The organism is Massilia timonae CCUG 45783 (assembly GCF_000315425.1).
GTDB lineage: Bacteria > Pseudomonadota > Gammaproteobacteria > Burkholderiales > Burkholderiaceae_D > Telluria > Telluria timonae.
On the sequence record NZ_JH992925.1, the window covers coordinates 344,417 to 363,780 of the forward strand.

The 19,364-nt window shown below is 66.8% G+C and carries 16 protein-coding genes and 1 pseudogene; 5 read left to right on the forward strand and 12 right to left on the reverse strand.

Annotation, left to right across the window (positions count from 1 at the left end; genetic code table 11):
• Together HMPREF9710_RS21775 and HMPREF9710_RS21780 are read right to left on the reverse strand one after the other, a co-directional pair.
• Positions 1-942 (reverse strand): D-2-hydroxyacid dehydrogenase, encoded by a 942-nt coding sequence (locus HMPREF9710_RS21775; protein WP_005669973.1) that lies wholly within the window; start codon positions 940-942, stop codon positions 1-3.
• A 150-nt stretch (positions 943-1,092) separates the two neighbouring features.
• Positions 1,093-1,377 carry a hypothetical protein gene (locus tag HMPREF9710_RS21780; RefSeq protein ID WP_005669975.1) on the reverse strand — a complete coding sequence of 95 codons (285 nt, stop codon included), beginning with the start codon at positions 1,375-1,377 and terminating at the stop codon, positions 1,093-1,095.
• A gap of 235 nt (positions 1,378-1,612) precedes the next feature.
• On the opposite strand from HMPREF9710_RS21780, the gene ligD reads away from it, so the two are divergent.
• Positions 1,613-4,183, forward strand: a complete 2,571-nt coding sequence (gene ligD / locus HMPREF9710_RS21785; protein ID WP_005669977.1) for a DNA ligase D — start codon at positions 1,613-1,615, stop codon at positions 4,181-4,183.
• Positions 4,184-4,270: 87 nt separating this feature from the next.
• Here ligD and HMPREF9710_RS21790 read toward each other — a convergent pair whose 3' ends face one another.
• The 4 genes from HMPREF9710_RS21790 to HMPREF9710_RS21805 form a co-directional block, all read right to left on the reverse strand.
• On the reverse strand, positions 4,271-5,734 hold the full coding sequence (locus HMPREF9710_RS21790) for a catalase (RefSeq protein ID WP_005669980.1): 1,464 nt from the start codon (positions 5,732-5,734) through the stop codon (positions 4,271-4,273).
• A gap of 150 nt (positions 5,735-5,884) precedes the next feature.
• Complete coding sequence (locus HMPREF9710_RS21795; protein WP_005669982.1) at positions 5,885-6,118, reverse strand: hypothetical protein; 234 nt, start codon at positions 6,116-6,118, stop codon at positions 5,885-5,887.
• A 2-nt stretch (positions 6,119-6,120) separates the two neighbouring features.
• Positions 6,121-7,194, reverse strand: a complete 1,074-nt coding sequence (gene ku / locus HMPREF9710_RS21800; protein WP_005669984.1) for a non-homologous end joining protein Ku — start codon at positions 7,192-7,194, stop codon at positions 6,121-6,123.
• Between the two features lie 33 nt (positions 7,195-7,227).
• Entirely contained in the window at positions 7,228-8,193 is a 966-nt protein-coding gene (locus HMPREF9710_RS21805; RefSeq protein ID WP_005669987.1) for an SDR family oxidoreductase, read from the reverse strand.
• A gap of 155 nt (positions 8,194-8,348) precedes the next feature.
• On the opposite strand from HMPREF9710_RS21805, the gene HMPREF9710_RS21810 reads away from it, so the two are divergent.
• Both HMPREF9710_RS21810 and HMPREF9710_RS21815 read left to right on the forward strand, forming a co-directional pair.
• Entirely contained in the window at positions 8,349-9,827 is a 1,479-nt protein-coding gene (locus HMPREF9710_RS21810) for a GGDEF domain-containing protein (RefSeq protein ID WP_005669989.1), read from the forward strand.
• Between the two features lie 121 nt (positions 9,828-9,948).
• On the forward strand, positions 9,949-11,637 hold the full coding sequence (locus HMPREF9710_RS21815; RefSeq protein WP_005669990.1) for a SulP family inorganic anion transporter: 1,689 nt from the start codon (positions 9,949-9,951) through the stop codon (positions 11,635-11,637).
• Positions 11,638-11,639: 2 nt separating this feature from the next.
• On the opposite strand, the gene HMPREF9710_RS21820 is transcribed toward HMPREF9710_RS21815, so the two are convergent.
• Positions 11,640-12,269, reverse strand: coding sequence for a 1-acyl-sn-glycerol-3-phosphate acyltransferase (locus HMPREF9710_RS21820; protein WP_005669992.1), 630 nt, complete (start codon positions 12,267-12,269; stop codon positions 11,640-11,642).
• A 193-nt stretch (positions 12,270-12,462) separates the two neighbouring features.
• Here HMPREF9710_RS21820 and arsC point away from each other — a divergent pair.
• Positions 12,463-12,807, forward strand: a pseudogene (gene arsC / locus HMPREF9710_RS21825) (arsenate reductase (glutaredoxin)); the annotation flags it as partial.
• 6 nt (positions 12,808-12,813) lie between these two features.
• Here arsC and HMPREF9710_RS21830 read toward each other — a convergent pair.
• Both HMPREF9710_RS21830 and HMPREF9710_RS21835 read right to left on the reverse strand, forming a co-directional pair.
• On the reverse strand, positions 12,814-14,049 hold the full coding sequence (locus tag HMPREF9710_RS21830; protein WP_005669995.1) for a right-handed parallel beta-helix repeat-containing protein: 1,236 nt from the start codon (positions 14,047-14,049) through the stop codon (positions 12,814-12,816).
• Positions 14,050-14,172: 123 nt separating this feature from the next.
• Positions 14,173-14,616, reverse strand: coding sequence for an acyl-CoA thioesterase (locus HMPREF9710_RS21835; protein ID WP_005669997.1), 444 nt, complete (start codon positions 14,614-14,616; stop codon positions 14,173-14,175).
• 47 nt (positions 14,617-14,663) lie between these two features.
• On the opposite strand from HMPREF9710_RS21835, the gene HMPREF9710_RS21840 reads away from it, so the two are divergent.
• Entirely contained in the window at positions 14,664-15,008 is a 345-nt protein-coding gene (locus HMPREF9710_RS21840; RefSeq protein ID WP_005669999.1) for a hypothetical protein, read from the forward strand.
• Between the two features lie 15 nt (positions 15,009-15,023).
• Here HMPREF9710_RS21840 and pepN read toward each other — a convergent pair whose 3' ends face one another.
• The 3 genes from pepN to HMPREF9710_RS21855 form a co-directional block, all read right to left on the reverse strand.
• A complete protein-coding gene (gene pepN, locus HMPREF9710_RS21845) occupies positions 15,024-17,681 on the reverse strand; it encodes an aminopeptidase N (protein WP_005670002.1) in 2,658 nt (885 codons plus the stop codon).
• Between the two features lie 226 nt (positions 17,682-17,907).
• Positions 17,908-18,972: an alkene reductase gene (locus HMPREF9710_RS21850; RefSeq protein ID WP_005670003.1), complete on the reverse strand. Its 1,065-nt coding sequence runs from the start codon at positions 18,970-18,972 to the stop codon at positions 17,908-17,910.
• Positions 18,973-18,982: 10 nt separating this feature from the next.
• Complete coding sequence (locus HMPREF9710_RS21855; protein ID WP_005670005.1) at positions 18,983-19,279, reverse strand: ArsR/SmtB family transcription factor; 297 nt, start codon at positions 19,277-19,279, stop codon at positions 18,983-18,985.
• Between the last annotated feature and the right edge of the window lie 85 nt (positions 19,280-19,364).

Consider the following 19,364-nt stretch of genomic DNA (forward strand, 5'->3'; position numbering starts at 1 on the left):
TCAGACCACGTTACGCGGCGCGCCCGCCTGCCAGGCCTCGATATTATCGACCAGCATGTCGGCCAGCGTCTGCATGGCGCCGGCGCTCGCCCAGGCCACGTGCGGGGTCAGGATGAAATTCGGCAGGCGCAGGCCGAGCAGGGGATTGCCGGACGACGGCGGCTCCTTGGAGAGGACGTCGAAACCGGCGCCGATGCGGCCTTCCATCAGCACCTCGGCCAGCGCCGCCTCGTCGACCAGGCCGCCGCGCGCCGTGTTGATCAGGAGCGCGCCCGGCTTCATCAGGCCCAGCTCGCGCCGGCCGATCAGGTCGCGGGTGTCTTCGGTGAGCGGCAGGTGCAGGCTGACGATATCCGAGGTGGCCAGCAGCTCGTCCAGCGCCAGTTGGTCGACGTCCGGATCCTGGATCGGCGAACGCGAGGTGGCGGCCACCCGCATGCCGAAGGCGCGCGCGATGCCGGCGACCCGCTTGCCGAGCGCGCCGTAGCCGACGATGCCCAGGCGGCTGCCGGCCAGGTCGCCGATCGGGTGGTCGAGCAGGCAGAAGCGGCTGGAGGTTTCCCATTTGCCGGCCTCGACGTCGAGGGCGTAGGCGCGCAGGTTGCGGCGCAGCGCCAGCATCAGGGTGACGCAGTGTTCGGGCACCGAGACCAGCGAGTAGTCGCGGATGTTCGAGACCACGACGCCGCGCTCGCGGCAGGCAGCCAGGTCGACGTTATCGAGGCCGGTGGCCGCGACGGCGACCAGTTTCAGGTCGGGCAGTTGCGCGATCGCCGCGGCGCGCAGCGGCACCTTGTTGGTGATCGCGACGGTGGCGCCGGCCAGGCGTTCCACGACCTCGTCGGGGCTGGTGCCCGCGTAGTCCTGCCAGGTATGCGCAAAGCCGGGCACGCGGACATTGGCCTGCAGGCTGTCGCGGTCGAGGAAGACGATACGGTCCATGGTGTCCTTTGGAGTGGCGGGCAAAATCCTATTGTAGAGCAGGCGTGGCAAAAGACAGGATGGCCTGTCTTTTGCACGGGGGCGGCGTGGGGAATGCCGCGATATGGTGGGGCTCGAGCCGGCTTCTGATGAGGACCCTGAGCCCGGGGATTACTGCGAGCGCGCGACGCTGTCGGCCTTCGCTTCGGCCTGGTCGGCCTTGGCTTCAGCCTTCTTCTCGGCTGCCTTCGCCTCGGCCTTGGCCACGTCGGCCTTCGCTTCGGCAGTGGCCTTCTCTACCTTCTCGTCGGCCTTGGCGACTTCTTTCGCATGCTTGGCGTCGGCCTTGGCCGCGTCCTTGGTGGCGTGCGCCTGGTCGTGCATGGTGGCAGGGGTCTGGGCGAACACGGAAGTAGCGAACAGACCAGCGATCAGGGTAGCGGCGATTTTGCTCATGGTGTCATTCCTTTATAGTGGTTTGAAACTCGGTTGATCTCGTGGGGCTCCGTAGAGCAATCCAGGTGTTTCTGCGTCGTGTTACTGAGCAGATAACGGGGCGCGTTACCGTCCAGTTGACGGCATTTACATCCACTTACATTTATCTCAACGACCCCGGTCAGCGTTCGCTGCCGTACAGTCCCCGACGCGAGGCAGGAATAGGCTGTGATCAATAGGTTCCTGGAGCATCGCCATGCCGGACGCACTGAAAGTCTATAAAGCCAAGCGCAATTTCTCGATCACGTCGGAGCCGGCCGAAGGCGGCACGCCCGGCGTGGATGCCTTGACCTTCGTTATCCAGAAGCATTGGGCCAGCCGCCTGCATTACGATTTTCGGCTCGAGCTGGACGGCACCATGAAGAGCTGGGCGGTGCCGAAGGGCCCCAGTTACGACACCCACGACAAGCGGATGGCGGTGCACGTCGAGGACCACCCGATCTCGTATGCCGATTTCGAAGGAACGATTCCGGCCAAGCAATATGGCGCAGGCAAAGTCATCATCTGGGACAAGGGCACCTGGGAACCGCTGGAAGACCCGCACAAGGGCTTCGCCAAGGGCAGCATCAAGTTCGAGATGCACGGCCACAAGATGCGCGGTCGCTGGACCCTGGTGCGCATGAAGGGCCGCGGCGACGAGAAGCAGGAACCGTGGCTCCTGATCAAGGAGAAGGACGAGTACGCGCGCTCATCCGAGGAATTCTCGCTGGTCGACGAGATGCCGGACAGCGTCAAGGACCTGCCGATGCCCGAGCGGGTGCAGCGCAAGGTCGAGGCGCTGCGCGAAGAAGAGGAGGAGGAGCAGGCGCCGGCGTCGAAAAAAAGAACGCCGGCGAAGAAAAAAGCCGCCGCCAAGCCCAGGGCGGCGCCGGCTTCCGCCCTGGTCGCCTTGCCTGAAAAATTCTCGCCCGAGCTGGCCACGCTGGTGGACGCGCCGCCGCCCGACCCCGAGAACTGGGTATTCGAGGTCAAGTTCGACGGCTACCGCATGCTGGCGCGCATCGAGGACGGCGCGGTGCGCTTGATCACGCGCAATGCCAACGACTGGACCGACAAGCTGTTGCCGCTCAAGGCCGAGCTGGAGCGCATGAAGCTGCCCGACGGCTGGTATGACGGCGAGATCGTGGTCCACGACGAGAACGGCAAGCCCGATTTCGGCAAGCTGCAGCTGGCCTTCGACGGCAAGCATGCCGAACACATCGAATTCTTCCTGTTCGACGTGCCATACTTCGACGGCCACGACCTGCGCGAGCTGCCGCTGGTCGACCGGCGCGGCTTGCTCGAACAGCTGCTCGCGAAGAAGAAGTCGGACAAGGTCCGTTTCTCGGCCGAGTTCGGCAACAAGCCGGACGAGCTGGTGGTCGCCGCCTGCAAGATCGGGCTGGAAGGCGTGATCGGCAAGCGGCGCGATGCGCGCTATGTGTCGCGGCGCTCGCCCGACTGGATCAAGCTCAAGTGCGGGCTGCGCCAGGAGTTCGTAATCGGCGGCTTCACCGACCCCAAGGGTTCGCGCACCGGCATCGGCTCGCTGCTGCTCGGAACGTATGACGAGGAAGGCGTGCTGCGCTACGCGGGCAACGTCGGCTCGGGCTTCAACCATTCCTCGCTGGCCTCGATCGCCAAGCGGCTGGAAAAGTTGCGCAGCGACGAGAGTCCTTTCCCGCCGCGCGCCGTTCCCGGCCGCAAGCACCACTGGGTCAAGCCGGTGCTGGTGGCCGAGGTCAGTTTCTCCGAATGGACCAGCGCCGGCGCGGTGCGCCACCCGGTATTCCAGGGCTTGCGCGAAGACAAGCCGGCCAAGGGCATCACACGTGAAAAGGCACAGCATATGGATGACGCATCCGCGACAGACGCTGCGGACCCTGTGTCGGCGCCGGGCAAGCTGCCGGCGACGATGAAGATCACGAATGGCGACCGCGTGATCGACAAGGAGACCGGCGCGACCAAGCTCGACCTGATTCGCTACTACGCGCTGGTCGGCGAGCTCATGATGGAGCACCTGAAGGGGCGTCCGGTATCGCTGGTGCGCGCGCCCGAGGGCGTGGGCGGCGAACTGTTCTTCCAGAAGCACGCCGACGTGCGCAAGATGCCGGGCCTGCGCCACCTGGATCAGGCGCTCGACCCCGATCATCCGCCGATGCTCGAAGTGGCGAGCAGGGAAGGCATCCTGTCGTCGGCGCAGTGGAACGTGGTCGAGATCCACACGCAAAACGCGTTCAAGGGCAGCTACCAGAAGCCGAACCGCATGGTGTTCGACCTCGACCCGGGCGAGGGCGTCGAGTGGCCGGCGATGCAGGAGGCGGCCCAGCTGATGCATGCCTTCCTCGACGAACTGGGCTTGCCGGCTTTCCTCAAGACCAGCGGCGGCAAGGGCCTGCACGTGGTGGTGCCGATCAAGGGTGGTCACGACTGGGATACGGTGAAGGCGTTTTCGCAGGCGATCGTGCGCCATATGGCCGACACCTTGCCCGACCGCTTCGCCTTCAAGAGCGGCCCGAAGAACCGGGTCGGCAAGATCTTCATCGACTACCTGCGCAACGGGCAGGGCGCGACCACCGTCGCGGCCTGGTCGGCCCGGGTGCGGCCGGGACTCGGGATCTCGGTGCCGCTGCGCTGGGAAGAACTGGCGGGATTGACGTCGAGCACGCAGTGGACGGTGGCCAATGTGCACACGCGGCTGGACGAAGGCAATGCGCCGTGGGACGGTTATGCCAGGGCCGCGAAGACGCTGACCAAAGCGATGAAGGCGCTCGGCTTCGAGCCCTGAATAAAAAAAAACCGCCACACCGGAACTGGCGGTCCGGGTGGCGGCAAGGAGGGAGAAGCTTGAAGGCTGGTGACGCGTGGTCGAGGCTTAGTCGACGTTCCTGCCCAGCGCCTTGAGCGAGGCGCGCACGCCGCGGCCATACGCCGGATCGGCCTGGTCGAAGTGGCCCAGCTGGCGCTGCAGGATGTCCTCGTCCACCTGGCTCAGCGGGCCGGCCAGGTTGTCGCACAGGTTCTGGCGCGCCTGGGCGTCCATCAGGCGGAACAGGTTGCCAGCCTGCGTGTAATCGTCTTCCTGGCCGCGGAAGTCGAAGCGGCCGGCATCGCCTTCCAGGGCCAGTTCGCGCTCGCCGTGGCCCATGCCGGTGACGCCGGCGCCCACGCTGTTGAGCGTGTAGTAGTTGCGCGCCGCGCCGCCGTTGGCGATCGCCATCGAACCGTCACGCTGGTGGTTGTGGACCGGGCAGCGCGGGGCGTTCACCGGCAGGTGCTGGTGGTTGGTGCCGACGCGGTACAGCTGGGCGTCGTGGTAGCCGAACAGGCGGCCCTGCAGCATCTTGTCGGGCGAGTAGCCCAGGCCCGGCACCACGTTGGCCGGCGAGAAGGCAGCCTGCTCGACCTCGGCGTGGTAGTTCTGCGGGTTGCGGTTCAATTCCAGCACGCCGACCGGCTGCACCGGGAAGTCGCCATGCGGCCATACCTTGGTCAGGTCGAACGGATTCCAGCCGGTGCGCGCGCTCCAGGCTTCCAGCTCCTGGATGGTCGCGACCTGCACCTGCACGTCCCACTGCGGGAAGTCGTTGGCGGCGATCGCATTGAACAGGTCGCGCTGGGCGTGATCCGGATCGCTGCCGGCGATGCGGGTGGCGTCCGCGGCACTCAGGTTCTTGATGCCCTGGCGGGTCTTGAAGTGCCACTTCACGTAGACGCGCTCGCCCTGTTCATTGATCAGGCTATAGGTGTGGCTGCCGAAGCCGTCCATGTGGCGGTAACCGTCCGGGGTGCCGCGGTCCGAGAACAGGATCGTCACCTGGTGCAGGCTCTCCGGCGCATTGCTCCAGAAGTCGAACATCATATTGGCCGACTTCAGGTTCGTCTGCGGATCGCGCTTCTGGGTGTGGATGAAGTCCGGGAAGTTGATCGGGTCCTTGATGAAGAACACCGGCGTGTTGTTGCCGACCAGGTCCCAGTTGCCTTCCTCGGTATAGAAGCGCAGCGCGAAGCCGCGCGGATCGCGTTCGGTATCGGCGCTGCCTTTTTCGCCGCCGACGGTCGAGAAGCGCAGGAAGACCGGGGTCTGCTTGCCGACGTGGGCGAACAGGTTCGCTTTCGTCAGCCCGGTGATGTCGTGGGTGACGGTGAAGCTGCCGTAGGCGCCCGAACCCTTGGCGTGGACGACGCGCTCGGGGATGCGCTCACGGTTGAAGTGCTGCAGCTTTTCGATCAGGTGAAAATCCTGCAGCAGCAGCGGGCCACGCGGGCCGGCGCTCAACGAATTCTGGTTGTCGGCGAGTGGGATGCCGGAGGCGGTGGTCAGGCGGGGTTGGCTCATGCGTAGACTCCTCATTGCGTGTGATTTCAATGAGATAGATTCTACGGAGCAATCCTCATAAGTGAAAGCTATTTGATTTAATTAAATTGATAGGTTTTTACAATACAGCGAAAGAATGAGATGCCGGGAGGCGCCGCCACCTCCCGGGAATCAGTGCCCGTTCTTGAAGATGCCGCGCACGTTCATCGCCATCAGCGCCAGCTGCAGGGTAATGAGGGCCCAGGCTTCGTCGTGCCAGCCCCACACGATCCACAGCAGGTTACTGAGGATGAACATCCAGAACCCGAACACCCGGCGTTCGGCGCGCTTGGAGCCGATCAGGAAGGCGGCGTAGAGGCTGACCAGCATCGCCGGCCATTGAAGGAGGTCGATCAGTCCCTCCATCCTCACGCCGCCTTCTTGCGTGCCGGCGCCTTGGCGGACGCTTTCCTGGCGACCGCTTTCTTCGCCGCCGGCTTGGCCGCGGTCTTGCTCGCCGTAGCCCGCGTCGACTTGGCGGCGCTCGCGCCCGCACGGCTGCCCGATCCCGCCGTCTTGCGTGCGCGCGGCACGTGGACCTCGTCGTCGTCGTCGTCGCCGGCCGCCGGCTTTTTCGACTTGCGCGGCGGCGGATCGTCGTCATCGTCGTCGTCATCTTCCAGCGCCGCCGCCAGCGCGGCCCTGGCCGGCTTCTTGCCCAGGCTGGCCTGGAGCAGGGCGACCAGGTCGATGACCTTGCCGCTCGTGCGTTTTTCTTTCTCGGGCTCGGGCTGGGTGATGGTCTTGGTCTGCCTGGCCTTGATCTTCTTCTTGACCAGGGCCAGCACGTCCTCGCGGTAGGTGTCGTGGTACTGCTCCGGCGCCCAGTCCTCGCTCATGCCCTCGACCAGCGCCATCGCCATCTTGAGTTCCTTGACGGTGACGGCGGCGGTCTTGGAGTCGGGCGACGGGATCTTGAGTTCGCCCGCATCGCGCATCTCGTCCGGATAGCGCAGCGTGTTGAGCACGATGGTGTCGCCCACGCACACCAGCGCCGCCAGGTGCTGCTTGACGCGGATGACCACGCGCGCGATGCCGATCTTGCCGGCCTCGCGCAGGGTCTCGCGCAGCAGGGCATACACCTTGGCGCCGCCCTTGCCCGGCGCGAGGTAATACGGCTGGTCGTAGTAGATCAGCGGCACGTCCTCGGCATCCACGAAGGCCTGGATGTCGATGGTCTGCGTCGCTTCGGGGTTGGCGCGGCGCAGGTCTTCGTCGGACAGGACGACGTACTCGCCGTCTTCATATTCGTAGCCCTTGACGATGTCGTCCCACGCCACCTCCTTGCCGTTGCCCTTGTTGTAGCGCTTGAAACCGACCGGCGAAAAGTCGCGCCGGTCGAGCATGGTCAGGTCCAGCCCCTTGCTTTCGACCGCGGTATACATATCGACCGGAATATGGACCAGCCCGAAACTGATCGCCCCCTTCCACATGCTGCGCATGGATGTCCTCCTTGTCGTTCGCAGGCCGGCCGGTCAGCCGACCGAACCGGTGATCGGCAGCACGATGCCGGTGATGTAGCCCGAGCACACTGGCGAGGCCAGGAACACATAGGCCGGCGACAGTTCTTCCGGCTGGGCCGGGCGTTTGTAGTCGGTCTGGGCGCCGAATTCCTTCAGCTGCTCGGGCGGCTGGTCGGCCGGGTTCAGCGGAGTCCAGACCGGGCCCGGCGCCACCGCATTGACGCGGATGCCCTGTTCGATCAGGCTCGAGGCGAGCGACATCGTGAAGGCGTGGATCGCGCCCTTGGTGGCCGAATAGTCGAGCAGCTTCTTCGACCCCTGCAGGCCGGTCACCGAGCCGGTGTTGATGATGGACGCGCCCTGCTTGAGATGCGGCAGGCATGCCTTCGCCATGTGGAAGTAACCGTAGATATTGGTGCGGAAGGTCTCGTCGAGCCGCTCTTCGGTGATGTCGAGCAGCGAATTCGCATGTTCCTGGAAGGCGGCGTTATTCACCAGCACGTCCAGGCGGCCGAATTCGGCCACGACTTTTTCCACTGCCTCGTTGCAGAAGGCGGCGTCCTTGACGTCGCCCGAGATGGTCACGCAGCGGCGGCCCTCGGCCTCGACGCAGCGCCTGGTTTCCTCGGCGTCTTCGTGTTCGTTCAGGTACATCACGGCCACGTCGGCGCCTTCGCGCGCGAACAGCACCGCGACCGCACGGCCGATGCCGGAGTCGGCGCCGGTCACGATGGCGCTCATGCCTTCCAGCTTGCCGCTGCCCTTGTAGCCCTCGGCCATGAACTTCGGCTTGAGTTCCATCTGCGCCTCGATGCCGGGCTTGGCCAGGTGCTGGGCGGGCATTGGCGTCTCGGGCTGGCGCACGCCGGTCTGCACCGCCTCGTCGCGGCTCTCGGCCTTCTGCATGCTGCCATCGATCTGGTCCTGGCGGTTCTGGATGGCCTTCTGCTTGTTTGCCACGTCGTCCTGCTGTCCCATCGTGCTTCTCCCATGAATGTACGTTCGATCTGGAGAGTATTGGACGCGCGGCGCGGCGCGACGGTGCGGTTCCACACACAGCGCCGCGGTTATGGCACACTCGCGAGGCAAACATGTCGAATCGGTAATGCCAGGAAACGTTTTGGAGGATGAGAATGGGAGAAGAGGGCGCGCGCGCCGATGAAGTGAACATCGACTACAGCTGCCTGTTCGTGAACCCGGTGGGCCAGCGCCGCGCCGATTTCCAGAGCGCCTGCGCCGGGGTCTTCGCGCAGTTGCGGGTGGCCTCCGGCGCGACCCAGGCGCGCGGCCTGCTGGAACGCGAGCCGGCCGACCTCGTGGTGCTGGACCTCGAACGCTGCGAGCTGGGCATCGACCTGGCGGCCCTGGGCGCCCTGGTGGCCGAACGGGCCGGCAAGCCGATCCTGGTGCTGTGCCCCTTCACCAACGCGCGCTGGCTGCCGGCGCTGATGGCCTTCGGCCCGATCGACTATGCGATCGGCCCGCTGCGCGCGCAGCAGACGCGCGCGCTGCTGGACGCGCGCCTGCGCGCCGGCTTCGCGCGCGCGCCGGCCCCGAGCCCGGCCGAGGAAGCGCTGCAAACGCTGCTGGCGCTGCGCGGCGCCAGCCAGGAGGCGCTGGACCACGCCGACGACAGCGTGCGCTTCGCCGAGCGCCTGTGCGCGGCCTTGTCGGGCTGGCCGGGCCTGGTGCATGCGGCGCTGTTCCAGCACCGCGACGGCGACCTGCACCTGGAAGCCGAGCAGGGTGTGGCCGGCCTGCACCTGATGGCGCTGCTCGAGGTCGAGGGCCGCCTGCTGCAGTCGCCGCTGCGCCACGCCTTTCCCGGCCTGCTGGCCGCCGCCAGCGGCGAGTTCACCCTGCTCGACGCGCCGGAAAAGGCGGGCGAGCCCGAACTGGCGGCCAGCCTGGAGGGCTTCGGCGTGCGCATGGCGGTCGGCCTGCCGATCCCGGGCCCGGGCCCGGGCGGCCCGCGTGGCTCGCTGTGCCTGATGTTCGACCATGCGCGCGCCTTTTCGCGCGCGCAGCTGCAGGCGCTGGACGACCTGGCCCAGCTGGCCGCGCATGGCCTGCGCATGGCCGAGGTCACGCGCGAGAACGAGGCCCTGCTGGCGCGCGTGACCCACCTGGCCACGACCGACGCCCTGACCGAGGTCGCCAACCGCCGCCACGGCGAACACCTGCTCGAGCAGGAGATCAAGCGCGCCCGCCGTTACCGCCTGCCGCTGGCGCTGGTGAGTTTCGATATCGACCGCTTCAGCCAGGTCAACGACAGCTTCGGGCATCCGGTCGGCGACATCGTGCTGCGCACCGTGGCCGACACCGCGCGCGCGCTGCTGCGCGCCAGCGACGTGCTGGTGCGCGCGGGCGGAGAAGAATTCCTGGTGATCGCGCCGCATACCAGCGCGATCGACGGCCTCAGGATGGCCGAGAAGCTGCGCGCCGCCATCGAACAGGTCGAGATCCCGGGCTGCGACCACGTGACCATCAGCCTGGGGGTGGCCCAGCTGGGCGAGAGCGAGAGCGGCGACTCGCTCGCGGTGCGGGCCAATGCCGCACTGGCGCGCGCCAAGCGGGCCGGGCGCAACTGCGTGGAACTGGCGATGTCCTGAGGGCGTGCGGCCGGTGTCGCGCCCATCGCGGCGACCGGACGATCACAAACCGAATATCGATATGCGGTATTTATGCTACGCTAGCGGCCTTTCAAACAGGCAAGACCTCCCAGGGTAATCCATGCTTCAGTGGCTGCGCGAGTACCGGCGCGCCGCGCTGCCGGGCGACATCAGCGCCGGCATCGTGGTGGCGATGATGATGATCCCGCAGGGCATGGCCTATGCGCTGGTGGCCGGACTGCCGCCGGTGGTCGGGATCTACGCCAGCATCTTCCCGCCGCTGCTGTACGCGCTGTTCGGGACCAGCAGCACCCAGTCGGTGGGGCCGATGGCCATCGTGTCGCTGATGACGGCGTCGACGCTCGCGCCGCTGGCCACGCCCGGCACCGGCCTGTATGGCGTGCTGGCGGCCCAGCTGGCGCTGATGTCGGGCCTGGTCCTGCTGGCCTGCGGCCTGCTGCGCATCGGCTTTCTCGCCAATTTCTTTTCGCGCCCGGTGATGAGCGGCTTCACCATCGGCTCGGCGATCGTCATCGCCTGGGGCCAGCTGCGCACCCTGGTCGGCGGCCCGCTCACGCTGGACGCGACCCGGGACTGGTATGCGCGCTGGCCCAGCATCGCGCTGGGCTTGGGCTCCCTGGCCTTGCTGGTGATGGCGCGCGAGTGGCTGGCGCCGCTGCTGCGCCGGCTGCGCGTCAAGCCCGTCGTGGCCGACATCGCGGCCAAGCTGGCGCCGATGTTCGTGGTGCTGGGCGCGACCGCGCTGGTGCCGCTGCTGGGCCTGGAGGCGCTGGGCGTGGCCACCGTCGGCGCGGTGCCGGCCGGCTTGCCGGGCCTGAACCTGGCCACCTCGAGCGGCCACTGGCAGGCCTTGCTGCAGCCGGCGCTCTTGATCGGCTTCATGGTGTTTTTGATCAGCATGTCCGGCGCGCAGGCGCTGGCGCTCAAGCGCGGCGGCGAGAAGCTGGCCAGCAACCGCGAGCTGGTCGGTCTGGGCGCGGCCAACGTCGGCAGCGCCCTCTCCGGCGGCTTTCCGGTCACCGGCAGCATCTCGCGCTCGGCGGTGAACTTCGCGGCCGGCGCCAATACCCAGCTGGCGAGCATGATCACGGCCGGCCTGCTGGCCCTGGCGCTGGTGGCGCCCACCGGCTGGCTGGCCCTGCTGCCGCTGCCGACGCTGGCCGCGACCATCATCGTGGCGGTGCTGGGCATGCTCGACTGGTCGACCCTGCGCACCGCCTGGCGCTACGACCGCGCCGACGCGCTGGCGCTGCTGGCCACCGCCGGTGGCGTGCTGGTGCTGGGGGTGGAGGCGGGCGTGCTGGTGGGCGTGGCGCTGTCGATGGGCGCGCTGATCTGGCGCGCCAGCCGGCCCCACATCGCGGTGCTGGGCCGCATCCACGGCACCGAACACTTCCGCAATGTCGACCGTTATTCAGCCGAAACCACGCCCGGCCTGTTGATGCTGCGGATCGACGCCGGCCTGTTCTTCGGCAACGTGGACGCGGTGAACGAGCGCATCGACGAGGAACTGGCGCAGCGTGCCTCTACAACCCACCTGGTGCTGGTGCTGTCGGCGGTGAATGCGATCGACACCTCGGCCCTGTTCGGCCTGGGCGAATTGAACGCGTCGCTGCGCCAGCGCGGCGTGACCCTGCACCTGGCCGAAGTGAAGGGGCCGGTGATGGACCGGCTGCGCGACAGCGACCTGCTGGGCCAGCTCAGCGGGCAGGTGTTCCTGAGCGCGGCGAATGCCTGGGACAGGCTGGCGGGGTCGAGCGCGGCGGGCCGGCCGCAGCCGGGCGCCTGAGTTCAGGCGCGCTTGCGCTGCGCTTCGTTGTCGTCGCGCGGGGCGAGCCGGATCGGCGCGGCGTTCTCGGGATAGAGGGCGGTGACGTCCCGGTAGACGCCGCGGATCGCTTCCATGTCGGCTTCGACGTCGCCGCTGAGATCGAGCGTGGCGGTCACGCGCAGCTCCTTCTTCTTGTAATCGAAGCTGACCAGCAGCAGCGGCACGTTGGCGGTGCGCGCCAGGTGATAGAAGCCGCTTTTCCAGTGCGGACGGTAGCCGCGCGTGCCCTCCGGGGTGATGGCGACCCAGCACCAGTCTTCCTTCAGCATCTTCTGGGCCAGCTGGCGCGTGGCGCCCATCGGCGAACTGCGGTCCACTGCGATCCCGCCCCAGTAGCGCATCAGGCGACCCATCGCGCCGCGGAACAGCGAATCCTTGGCCAGCCAGCGAAACGGCAGGTCGAGCGCCCATTTGGCGACCAGGCCGATCGGGAAGTCCCAGTTCGAGGTGTGCGGATAGACCACGACGATGCCGTGCGGACCGGGCAGTGGCTTGAAATACAGCTTCCAGCCGAACAGCTGCAGCACGCGCAGCGCGGTGCGCTGGCGCAGGGTGGGCAGTGCCTCGGGACGCTGCAGGTGATCGTTCATCGGGTCTCCGGTTGGGCGTAATGGCATGTTGCTACGGGAATTTTTGATTACGCTCTAGAAAATGAAGCGTGGGATTCTAGCCGGAGCGGAGAGGGGGGACAAGCAAAAATGCTGGTGCGGGGTATGCGCTGTGGTTATCATGCCGCTGTCCGAACGACAAGCCAATGACAATCCGCCACTACGTGTAATGACAATGGATATCACGATTTATCACAACCCGCGCTGCGGGACCTCGCGCAACACCCTGGCCGCCATCCGCGAGGCCGGCCACGAACCGCAAGTGGTCGAGTACCTGGCCCATCCACCGGGCCGCGAGCAACTGGCGCGCCTGATCGCGGATGCCGGCCTGCAGCCGCGCGACGCGGTGCGCCGCAAGGAAGCCCTGTACGCCGAGCTGGGCCTCGACCGGCCGGAGGTGACGGATGCGGCGCTGCTCGATGCGATGGCCGCGCATCCGATCCTGATCGAGCGGCCCTTCGTGGTCACGCCGAACGGCGTGCGCCTGTGCCGGCCGTTCGAGCGGGTGCGCGAAGTCTTGTAAACCTCAGGATGGCGGCGCCGCCGGCAGCGCCCCGATGTCCGCCTTGCGCATCGGCCGCGCCCCGGTATTGCCGCTGCCGGGCGGCGCCGATTCGGATGGCAAGCCCTGTCCGATCGCCGGCGACCCGGGGCGCAGGCGGAAGTCCGGCGTGCCGCTGGCGCTGTACTCGACGAACTGAGGCGGCGCGCTGATGCTGCCCACATGCTCGCGGCCGGGCGACAGCTTCCAGTCGTCGCCGGCATTCTGGTACACGAGGTTGTTGCGGAAGCTGTTGTGGCGGCCGATCGCCCCTTGTTCGAGGATGCCGTTGTTGTTGTCGTAGACGATGTTGTTGCTGACGTGGGTGTGGTCGTTCGGCCCCTTGCTGTGATAAAAGTCGCCGCCGCCGACGACGATGCCGGTGCCGGAGGCCGCCACGGTATTGCCGCGCACGGTCACGCGGTTGGCGTCGTGCCACAGATGGATGCCGGCGCCGGACACGCGGTAGACGACGTTGCCGCGCACGCTGGCCGTGGTGCTGACGTAGATGCCGTGCATGTAGCGGCAGCCGGGCGGGCCGATGTCGTGCACGTGGTTGCCGGTCACGACCACGTCCACGCCCTTGTAATAGCTGTCGATGCCGATGCCGGAGCCGCCCTTGGACTCGCACGGCACGTCGTTGCCGATGTGGTGGATGCGGTTGCCGTGCACGCCGTTGTGCGAGCCGCCGTTGTAGATGCCGCTCAGCCATTTCATGCCGCTCTGGTACTGGGTGCCGTCGATCTCGAAGCCGATGATGTCGACGTAGTTGCCGCGGTTGTCCCAGGCCGCGCTCTGGCGCGCGTCGAGCGGCGGCACGATCCTGGCGCCCCAGCGCTCGGTGCTCTGGAAGATGATGCGCGCCTCGAGCGTGCCGCTGGTGGTGGTGCGCACGCCGCCCGAATAGATGCCGGGCGCGACGTGCACGGTCGTACCCGGCGTGACCACCTGGGCCGCGCGCGCGAGGGTGCGGAAGGGTTCGGCGCGGGTGCCGGGATTGCTGTCCGAGCCGTTGGGCGCGACATGGAGGTGGGTGCGCACCAGTTCGGGCACCACGAGTTCTTCGTGCCCGCCGTCGCGCAGCCGGCAGCCGGCCAGCAATTGCCCCGCCAACAGCGGGCAGGCCAGCAGCCAGAACACGCCCAGCTGCATGCGCCGGCGCACGAGCGGGTATATCAGCAGGCGAACGGCGGTCAAGACCTCGGGCAAAATCCGGCGCATTGCGTCCTCGTCATTAGAGCAGGTGACGGAACCAGTCTGAGCCTGCCCATGCGAGGGGGATGCCGGATCGATCAAACTCGTCCTTGAGCATGCGCAATGCGCGCACGCCGCGGGACGTCGAAATCAAGCGGTCGGCGCAGCGACCACCACCGGCATATACGTGTCCAGGAACGCGGCCGGCATGCGGCGCGGCCGGCCGCTGCCGATCTCGATGCAGACCAGTTCCCAGCGCCCGCGCAGCACGGTGGCGCCGTCGCTGTCGCGCACCAGCTGGAAGCGGCGCTCCATCGTCAGCTTGCCGTCGCCGCCGACCAGCCAGGTGGCCAGGCTCAGCGCCTCGCCTTCCACGGTGGGCAGCAGGTACGCGTAATCGCCGCGCCGGATCGCCATCGCGCGGTCCAGGCGCCGGTAGTCGTCCAGCGACAGGCCCAGCCCTTCCGAATGGGCCCAGCCGGCCTGTTCGCACCAGCGCACGTAGACGGCGTTGTTGGTGTGGTTCAGGCCATCGATGTCGCCGGCCTGCGGCATGACCGGCAGGATGAACGGTTGCGGATAATCCCAGTCCAAAGTGTGTCCTCTGCAAGCGCGGCCGGGGCCGCGAACCTGGGCATTATATGTTCACGATGATCCTGCTGCTGTACCTGCAACAGAACCTCGACGTCACGCTGGCGAGCAGCAGCCTGCGCGGCGAGTTCGCCAGCAGCGCCGCATGCGAGGAGGCCGCCGTCGGCTTGCGCGGCGCGCTGCCCACGCCCGAAGGCCATGCGGCGGCCTGGCACGACGCGCTGTGCGTGCCGATCGCGCGCGGAGTCAGGGTGCGCAGCGGCGCGCCGCCCGACCTGGGCGCGCTGCTGCGCGAACACCCGCCGGCCGAATGCGGGGCCGACGGCGCCTGGCGCCGGGTGGCGGAACTGTGCGTCCCGTCCGGGGCCGCGACGGGCGGCACGCAGTCGCATTAGCACTTCACGCAGCGGTCAGTCCTTGGGCGCCGTCATCGCCGCCTTGATCGCCACGCAGCGCTGTTCGTCCTGCAGGGTGTCCAGCAACGAGCGGCGGGTGAACGCCGACAGGTCCTTCATCCCGTCGGCGGCGCGGCTCAGGCGCTGCACGCTGTGCGGCGTGCACGCGGTCGGGATCATGGTGGTGGCGTAGGCGCGCATATAGACCGGGCCGGCCGCCTTGTCGATCGCCGGCAGGCGTGCCAGGCGCGCATCGGCCTCGAGCTCGCTCAGCTGGCCCTGTTCGGCCGGGAACACGCTGCCCATCGCCGTGCGGATGCGCGAGAACGGCAGCGGCGTCTTGAGGTCTTCGATCTTCCCGACCCATTCTGCCTTGACCTTCGGATCCGGACGCGATGCGGTGGCCGCCACCGCCGCCACCTGGCCGGCGTCGGATTTGTCGCGCGCGCTTTCCGCCGCGACCAGCGCGTCGGCGCCGGGGTGATTGTAGCGGTTGAGGTGGGCGATGATCGACCAGCGCATTTCCTGGGTGAGCTGCAGGCCGGCGGCGTCGACCTTGCCGTCGAGGATGCCGGCCAGGCGCGCCAGCGCCTCGGGGCTCGACGCCACGCTCACGTAGAGATTGAACCAGCGGCGCTGGACGTCGGCGTCGGCCTTGTGCGCCAGCACGCCGTCCCAGGCCATCTTCTCCAGGGCTGCATAGGTCTGCTTCGCATACGCGCTGTCGAGGCGCATGGCGTCGAGGTAGGCCTTCGACTGGACGACCTTGCCCAGCACGTCGCCGAGCAGGGTGTAGTCCTTCTCTTGCGGCGCATTGTTCAGGGCCACGGTGATGAAGTCGTTCAGCGGCAGCTGGGCGTCGCGCACGCTGTCCCACAGGCTTTGCCACAGCATGGCGCGCAGCAGCGGATCATCGACCTGCGACAATTTCGTGCGCGCGGTATCGAACGAGCGGGCGTCCAGCTGGACTTTCGCATAGCCCCAGTCCTGGTAGTTCGGGTAGACGAGGTCAGGGCAGGCCGCGCCGTCCAGATCCTTGACCGCAGTCTTTGCGCCCTTGTAGGTCACCGGCACGTTCTTGACCAGGGACAGCTTGCCGCCGTCGATCTTGAAGGCGGCCACCTGCACGCGCTGTTCGCGCAGGGTCGGCAGCTCCTTGCTCGGCGCCGATTGGGTAAGGGTAAAGTCCTTGATCTTGCCGTTGCTGCAGCTGTAATTGGCGGCGATCGTGTTCACGCCGGCGTGGTACAGCCATTCCCTGGTCCAGCCTGACAGGTCGCGGCCGGCGGTCCTGGCCAGCGTATTGATGAAGTCATCGAGGGTGGCGTTCTGCCACGAATACTTGACCAGGTAGTTGTGCACGCCCTTGCGGAACACTTCCTCGCCCAGCAGGTGGCGCAGCTGCTTGAGGGCGGCGCCCCCTTTCGAATAGGTGATGGCGTCGATATTGTCGAAGGCGTTGGCGGACGACGGCACCGGCACCTCGATCGGGTGGGTGCTCGCGGTCTGGTCCTGGATGTAGGCGCGCTGCTTGCCGGTCTGGTAGAACTTCTGCCACGAATCCTTGAACTCGGTCGACTCGGCGGTGGCCAGGATGCCCATGAAGGAAGCGAAGCTTTCGTTCAGCCACAGGCCGTTCCACCACTTCATGGTGACCAGGTTGCCGAACCACTGGTGCGCCATCTCGTGCATGATCACTTCGGTCATCGACTGCTTCTGGTCGGCCGTCATGTTGGCCACGCCGTAGCGCGCTTCGGCGAAGGTGATGGCGCCGGCGTTTTCCATCGCGCCGTACAGGAAGTCGGGCACGATCAGCTGGTCATACTTCTCGAACGGGTAGGGGATGCCGAAATACTCTTCGAAGAAGGTCATGCCGGCCTTGGTCTGGCGGAACCAGTCGGCCGGGACCACCTGCCTGGCCAGCGACTGGCGCGCGAACAGGCGCATCGGGTACTTGCCGCTATTGTCTTCCCAGACCTGGTAAGGACCGGCGTGCAGCGAGAAGTTGTAGGGGCTCAGGCGCTTCGTCTGCTTGAAGCTCCAGCGGCGGTTGGCGCCGGCGTCATCGATCCTGGTCTCGCGGGTGGTGGTGACCACGTGCCAATCCTTCGGCGCGGTGACGCTGACGGTATAGCTGGCCTTCAGGTCGGGCTGGTCGAACAGCGGGAACATCTGCTGTGCCGCCACCGGCTCGAAGTGCGAATACGTGTACACCCGGCCGTCGGCCGGGTCGACCATGCGGTGCAGGCCTTCGCCATTGGTGCTGTGCAGGCGCTCGTAGGCGACGGTGACGGTGTTGCGGCCCTTGGCCAGGTGCGCCGGGTCGATCGTGATGAACCAGTTGTTGTAGCGCGCCTGGACCGGCTTGCCGTTGACGCTGACCGACTTGACGGTGGCCTTGTTGAGGTCGAGGGTGACCGCGGAATGCGTGTCCTTGAGGTCGAAGGTGACGGTCGTGGTGCCGGCGAAGGTTTCCTTGCCGGTCAGGGTAAAGTCCAGCACATAGTCCACGTTCGCGATGCGCGCGGAACGGGCGAACGCATCGGCCTGCGAGAGGAAGGCGGTTTCGGCGCGGGCCGGGGCTTGTTGTGCCGGTGCGGCGTGAACGGCGCCGCCGAAGACGAAGGCGGAAGCGATGGCGACGGCCATCACGCGGTGTGCGGGAAAGTTCACTGAATATCCTCTCTCGGGTGGGCGCATCTGGGTGCGCGAAATGTCAATCGCGCAAGAATAGCACTAACGTTCCACGCTGGACACCTGTTGGAGAGATTGCGTACTCTCGGCATGCGGATTCGATGCCGGTGTCAATACGAAGAAACGGGACCGCGAAGGTCCCGTCGAAAGAGGCGCCGCCGCTTCGCCGGCGACAGGGCAGCGAAGCGGTGGCGAAAACGAAAAATCAGGCGGCCTGTTCCAGCGTCGGGTAGTCGGTATAGCCGACCGCGCCCGGATGGTAGAAGGTGTCGGTGTTCGGCTCGTTGAGCGGCGCCTTCAGTTGCAGGCGCTTCGGCAGGTCCGGATTGGCGATGAACAGCTGGCCCCACGACACCGCGTCGGCGCTGCCGCTGGCGATCAGTTCCTCTGCCTGTTCGCGGGTCAGCTGCTGGTTGGCGATCCAGACGCCGCCGAACTCCTTCTTGATCATCGGGCCCAGCGCGTCCGGACCTTGCCCTTCGCGGGTGAAGATGAAGGCGATCTTGCGCTTGCCCAGTTCGCGCGCCACGTAGCCGAAAGTCTCGGCCGGGGTCGAGTCGCCCATATCGTGCGAATCGCGCGCCGGCGCCAGGTGCATGCCGACGCGGTCGGCGCCCCAGACCTCGATGCAGGCGTCGGTCACTTCCAGCATCAGGCGCGCGCGGTTCTCGATCGGGCCGCCATAGGCGTCGGTGCGCTTGTTGGTGGAATCCTGCAGGAACTGGTCGAGCAGGTAGCCGTTGGCGCCATGGACTTCGACGCCGTCGAAACCCGCCTTCTTGGCGTTCTCGGCGCCCTTGCGGTAGGCGGCGACGATGCCGGCGATTTCATCGAGTTCGAGCGCGCGCGGGGTGACGTAGGGACGCTTCGGACGAAGCAGGCTCACGTGGCCTTCCGGCTGGATCGCCGACGGCGCGACCGGCAGCTCGCCGTCGAGGAAGGACGGATCGGAGATGCGGCCCACGTGCCACAGCTGCAGGAAGATGCGGCCACCGGCCTTGTGCACGGCCTCGGTGACGATCTTCCAGCCCTCGACCTGTTCGTCGGACCAGATGCCCGGCGTATCAGCGTAGCCCACGCCCATCGGGGTCACCGACGTCGCTTCGGACAGGATCAGCCCGGCCGACGCGCGCTGCACATAGTATTCGGCCATCAGCGCATTCGGCACGCGTGCGCCGCCATCGGCGCGCGAGCGGGTCAACGGCGCCATGACGATGCGGTTCGGCCATTCGAGGGCGCCCACCTTGATCGGGTCAAACATTGTAGTCATCGGGTTATTCCTAAAGTCCGTCGTTCAGTTGTGCGAGAAAGGCCTGGATCGCCTCCTCGTTCCGTTGGATGAAAATCCATTGCCCGACGCGGCGCGTGTTCACGAGCCCGGCGCGCTGCAGGGTGGCCAGGTGCGCCGACACCGTCGATTGCGACAGTCCGGTTTTCTGGTCGATCAGCTTGCAGCACACACCCATCTCGAGCGGATGTTCCTGCTCGATGAAGTGCTGCTGCGGCTCCTTGAGCCACTGCAGGATCTGGCGCCGCACCGGGTTGGCCAGGGCCTTGTGGATCGCGTCGATGTCCATGGGTTTCCTTGTATCGGGTTCTTTCGATCCGAATATCGTCATCTTACGATATTCAAGAAATGTTTGCTGGCGACGGTGCGAAATC